This is a genomic window from uncultured Gimesia sp., from assembly GCF_937910335.1.
In the GTDB taxonomy this organism is placed as follows: Bacteria; Planctomycetota; Planctomycetia; order Planctomycetales; family Planctomycetaceae; genus Gimesia.
Window position 1 is genome coordinate 1 of the sequence record NZ_CALEMX010000305.1, and the last position, 5,628, is coordinate 5,628.

Consider the following 5,628-nt stretch of genomic DNA (forward strand, 5'->3'; position numbering starts at 1 on the left):
CATGCGAAAAACAGTGCTTTTAATCGAGCCGGGAACGCATTTGGGGGGACTTTCTTCCGGTGGACTGGGGGCAACAGATATTGGAAATAAAGCAGCCATTGGTGGGATCGCCCGCGAATTTTATAGTCTGCTGGGAACGCATTATAGTCAGGACAAAGCCTGGACGTTTCAGAAACCCGGGGATTACAAAAATCGTCGTAGCAAAGGCGCTGAAGCGGAAATGTGGACGTTCGAGCCACATGTGGCAGAACAGACCTTCGAAAAAATGCTGGCCGATCATTCGGTTCCTGTCTTAAAACGTCAGCGCCTCGATTTAAAACAGGGAGTTCACAAACAAAAAGACCGTATCGTATCCATCAAAATGGAAAGTGGTTTGATCATCAAAGGAACCATGTTTATCGATGCGACATACGAAGGAGATTTAATGGCGCTTGCCGGGGTTTCCTATCACGTTGGTCGTGAGTCCAATGCGACTTATGGTGAAACATTAAATGGAATTCAAACCCGCAATGCCGTGCATCATCAGTTTGTGAAACCCGTAGATCCTTATGTCATACCCGGCGATCCTGAAAGTGGTTTGTTACCGGGAGTGCAGCAGGAAGGACCAGGGGGCGAAGACGGAGCCGGTGATCATAGGGTCCAGGCTTATTGTTTTCGCATGTGTACTACTGATGTTCCGGAAAATCAGCGCGAATGGATAAAGCCTCCTCAATATGATTCGCGACAATATGAATTGTTACTGCGGAATTTTGAAGCCGGCGATCATCGCGCGCCCTGGAATCCCGTTTTGATGCCAAACCGAAAAACGGATACCAATAATAACTTTGCGATCTCAACGGATAATATTGGAATGAATTATGAATATCCGAACGCAGACTACCAGAAGCGGGCTAAAATTATTCAGGAGCATTTGGCTTATCAGCAAGGGTTAATGTGGACGCTGGCAAATCATCCTCGCGTACCCGCAGCGGTGCGGAAACAATTTCAAACATGGAAGCCGGCTAAAGATGAATTTCAGGATACGAATGGTTGGCCCTTCCAGCTTTATATCCGCGAAGCAAGGCGGCTGGTTTCTGAATATGTGATGACCGAAAAAAATTGCATGTCAGAACTGGTAGCAGAAGATAGTGTGGGAATGGGGGCCTATACGATGGATTCGCATAACCAGCAGCGGTACGCCATTAACGGCAGAACTTTGAATGAAGGCGACGTACAAGTGGGTGTGCCATATCCCTATCCCATTTCCTATCGTTCAATTCGCCCTAAAAAAGAAGAATGCCAAAATCTACTCGTGCCTGTGGCAATGGCTGCGTCGCATATTGCCTACGGGTCAATTCGGATGGAACCGGTTTTTATGGTCTTAGGCCAATCAGCGGCGACTGCCGCCGCTCAGGCAATTGATGCAGATCAAGCCGTCCAGGATATTGATTATCCTCAATTACGAAAACGGCTTTTACGAGATAAACAGGTTCTGATCTGGGAGGGACCACGTAAGGTTCCCCCCATACGGTCCGCTGCTTTACCGGGAATCATTGTTGATGATCGAGATGCCGAAACGACGCTAGGCTGGAAAAGTAGTTCATCCAATACACCTTATGTTGATTACGGATATCAGCATGATGGAAATGACAATAAAGGAAAACAGCAAGTTACATTTTCAGCTGAACTTCCAAAGGCCGGTTTGTATGAAGTGCGCGTTTATTATGCGGCAGGTTCTAACAGGGCCACAAATACTCCCTATACGGTCATGAGTTCCCGTGGTGCTCAAACCATTAAAGTGAATCAGCGAAAAAAACCGAATCAAGATCAATTTCATCTACTGGGGCGATTTCCATTTGAAAAAGGAAAACACAAGATCCTGATGATTTCCAATCAGGGGACCGATGGGCACGTCATTGTTGACGCTCTGCAGCTGGTACCCGTTGAATCAAATTGAAAATAAATCGTGAGACAGACCAATAGTTCGAAATGCCAGACACAGAACAGGGTTAATAGGTGAATTCATGCAGAATCGTTTCTTGAAAATCAGTACCTGTCTGGCCATGTTCTTCGCCGCACAATTATTTAATAGTTCGAATCTCTCGGCAGACCTGTTTACTATCGTAGAGAAGTCTGGTCAGACGGTGACTATTGAGGCGGCCCTGTATGGTTCCGGAAAATCAAGAGGCGAAATGCTTCATGCCCTGTTAAAACCAGATGGGTCCATACAACTTGTACCTCAGGGGAAAATCAAAAAACGTGAGCTCAAAGCAGCTCCCAAACCTCTGACTGTGAAACAAATGTCGGAAGGACTGATTAAAAAATTTGGGGCAGAGAAGTTCCGCTTTCACCTGCAAAGTCCATATCTGGTAGGTGTCGTTCTGGCTGCCCCCCTGGATGGAACAGATCGAACGGAACTACGCGTGAAAACGTTTCTGCAGAAAGCAGGACGTTTTATGAAAAACGTAGAGGTGATCTTCGAAACATACAGTAAAAAAATGGGAATCGAATTAACGGAATATGAATTTCCGATGGCAATGCTCATCTTTGAATCGGATGACGATTTTGAAGCATATGCTAAGGAAACAACTTCACTGGGAGCGGGTGTGAAAAACATTCTGGCTTACTATTCTGGAATTTCCAATAACCTGATTCTCAGAATGAGTGAATGCAGTTCCTTTGAAACCCCTCTGCATGAAGCGATTCATTTGCAAACTTCCAATCGCGGTGTTGTAAAGCGATTAGCTCCGATTCCCACATGGTTTATGGAAGGAATTGCGACAGGCTTTGAAGGAAAAGGAGATCGAATTAATGTCAGTCCCGATCGCATTAATTCTCATTATGCATTGCTTTCCGGGATTGCGAAGTTGCTGAATTGGGGAGAAGTCGTCGCCTTGAATGGTGTATTCCGAGGAAGTGTTTTATCCGGCGATGCCTATGTGCATGCCTGGGGGTTGCATTGGATGCTCGTCACCAAGTACCCAAATCAATATGTCGAATATGTGAAGAAGCTTTCGAGTAAAGAACCTTTTGAGGAATCAACGTCGAAACAACAGTACGAAGAGTTTGTTGAAATATTAAAAGTCAGTCCGGAATCACTGCAGCTGAAATTTAAACTGGATTTGATCCAGGCAATTTTAAAACAGAAAGTGAAATTGCCTAAGTTAGACGATAAAACAGTTCATATGGAAAAACATAAGCAGGAGATGGCCATTGTGAAAATGACGGCGACTTCCTATTCTCGAAATGCACCTCCCCGAATTGAAGGTTGGCTACAGAATATTTCTCCGTTTCGGCCCATGACATTTCATGTCACCGTGCAGACTGATGCAGGTACTTATGCAGAATGGTACTTACCCAAAGTAGCCATTCGCAAAAAAATAAAAATGAAAGCAAAAAACGCCGATCAACTGATGCGCGGAGGTCGGGGTGGTAAATGGCAGAGCTATCATGTTGAAGTCAAATCGGTTTACCCCGAGAGTGAAGCAGCCAGGGAATGGGCCAGTGGAAAATTGCCTGTTCCAGCATTAACGCGTCAAGTTCAAGTAGCCCCTTCCAATTGATAGTTGAGACAAACAAAAGGTCAGAAGATGCAATATTCCCTTTCAGTGAGGATCGCTGAAGCTGCCTGCAAGACGAAGTTAAATATTCCATTTTCGGAGATTGCAAAAATCGCGGCTGAATGCGGGTATTCTGCCTTATGCATGCGGGCCAGTGTGGCTGGCGTGCAAAGCTCACAAACGGAGCTGGAACAGATTCGATCGATTGTAGATCAGTTTGACCTTGTCGTTTCGATGGTTACGGCCGACTTTAATGTTCCACAAAATAATGATCAGGCACCAGAGGCACTGCAACATATTGAACCCAGTTTACATGTCGCTGAAGTTCTGGGTGCTCGTATGGTTCGGGTCTGTTTAAAAACCGAGGCCGATATTACGCATGCACAAAGAGCCGCCGACGTGGCAGCTGAACGGGGAATACAACTGGTGCATCAGTTCCATCCGGCCTGTCTGTTTGAAGAAGTGGAACAGTCCATTGCGGCTCTGAAAAAAATTAATCGTCCTAATTTTGGCCTGATTTATGAACCTGCAAGTTTGCTGATGTGTGGCCAGGAGTATGCCGAAACAACGCTACGGAAAATTCTCCCCTGGCTGATGAATGTCTATGTGCAGAATCTGGTGATTACCACACAGGGGCCCGATCACCTTGAAACCTGGTGCCTGGGAGACCGTCCTTTTCAATTGCTCCCCTATTGGGACGAAAGCGGTCGGGGGATCAATTTCGAACAAGTAAGCTCCGGATTAGAAGCGGTCGGCTATCAAGGTTTTTTGACCGTTCATCAGGCAGAAGGCATCGTGACTGCAGATGACGCGCGTGCTTACGCAGTCCGATGTAAAGAATGGGTTGACTCGCTCGCTCCCTGATCGGTACAAACAATTCTATGAAAAAAGCATTTGTCATCAGCTTCGAACAATTACCCGCCTGCATGCTGGGATGTTATGGTCATCAATGGATTGAAACACCAAATTTTGATCGATTGGCTTCCATTTCAGTTCTCTTTGATCAGCATTACGCCAATGAACTCTGCACGACTCAAAATTCGTTTCCCTGGTGGACAAGTCAAACCATTCCCCAGGCCTTTGAAGCGGCGGAGCAGTCCAGCGATGCTTTCATTTCCCATCTGAAAAAAAAGGGAATCCATTCGACATTGCTCCTGGAATCAGAAAGTGAAACCGGGCGTCATTCATCGGTCAGGGCACAGGAGTCTTTTTTTAAAGAATTTGATCAGGTTGAAACGGTATCAGGTCTGAATGGATTTCAGGTCAAGGATGAGAAAACTCCCATAGCGAGACTCATGCAATCCGCGATTGACCGGCTGCCAGAGTGGATGGAAAACTCAAAAGATCAATTGGTCTGGATTCGCTCAGAAGGGGTTCCGTTAGAACCACTGGCTCCGGAATTTTTCTCAACGCTTTATCTGGATGAAGTTCTCGACCAGGGAGGAGAGGAAAACGAAAGCGCTGATGAAGCGGACATAAGGGAAGAACAATTTCATACCGCGGCTACAGAAGAAGCGGCTACAGAAGAACCTGAATGGAATGAGGAAACAGACCCTGAAGCAGAGGATTGGCAGGAATTGATCAAGGCTGTGTCCGAGTTGTTTCTCAACCCGGAAGAGTGGTCTGAACTCGATGACCAGGAACGACTCATGGCAAGGGCCGTCTATGCCGGCTATGTGACGCTGCTCGACCACTGGTTGGGACGTTTTCTAGATACACTTCTTGAATATGCCGAAACTCAACCAGTTCTGTTGATTGTCACAGCCGCTCGGGGAGGAAATGAGCTGTTAGGACCTGCCAGGAATGTTGAGAACTGGGGGCTGTTTGATGAAACGAGCCACGTTCCTTTATTTATTTATGATTCAAAAAATCGGCATCAGGGAAACAGACGACAATTTCTGTCTCAGTCAGCAGATATTCCCGTTTCATTGTCGAGTTGGCTGGAAACCCCATTGGAGACAGGTTCCCGATCCGGAAATAATTTGTTCGATGTGATTTATGATCAGAATTCGCCTGCAGAGCCCATAATTTACGCAGCCAGTGATCAGGCATTTGCATTACGAACATCTGAATTTTATTATCTAGAGTC

Annotated in this window: 4 protein-coding genes; all 4 read left to right on the forward strand. The window is 46.1% G+C overall.

Features of this window, described 5'->3' with window-relative positions; genetic code table 11:
- Positions 1 to 1,936 (forward strand): FAD-dependent oxidoreductase (locus Q0668_RS12345; protein ID WP_298864963.1); only part of this gene is annotated, 1,936 nt, incomplete at its 5' end.
- Between the two features lie 67 nt (positions 1,937 to 2,003).
- A complete protein-coding gene (locus Q0668_RS12350; protein ID WP_298864966.1) occupies positions 2,004 to 3,542 on the forward strand; it encodes a DUF1570 domain-containing protein in 1,539 nt (512 codons plus the stop codon).
- A 27-nt stretch (positions 3,543 to 3,569) separates the two neighbouring features.
- A complete protein-coding gene (locus Q0668_RS12355; protein ID WP_298864969.1) occupies positions 3,570 to 4,403 on the forward strand; it encodes a sugar phosphate isomerase/epimerase in 834 nt (277 codons plus the stop codon).
- Positions 4,404 to 4,420: 17 nt separating this feature from the next.
- Positions 4,421 to 5,628 (forward strand): sulfatase-like hydrolase/transferase (locus Q0668_RS12360; RefSeq protein WP_298864972.1); only part of this gene is annotated, 1,208 nt, incomplete at its 3' end.

Bases quoted from the DNA above. Each gene is read 5' to 3' on its own strand.
- Q0668_RS12355 (WP_298864969.1), top strand. From the start codon at position 3,570: ATGCAATATTCCCTTTCAGTGAGGATCGCTGAAGCTGCCTGCAAGACG.
- Q0668_RS12350 (WP_298864966.1), top strand. From the start codon at position 2,004: ATGCAGAATCGTTTCTTGAAAATCAGTACCTGTCTGGCCATGTTCTTC.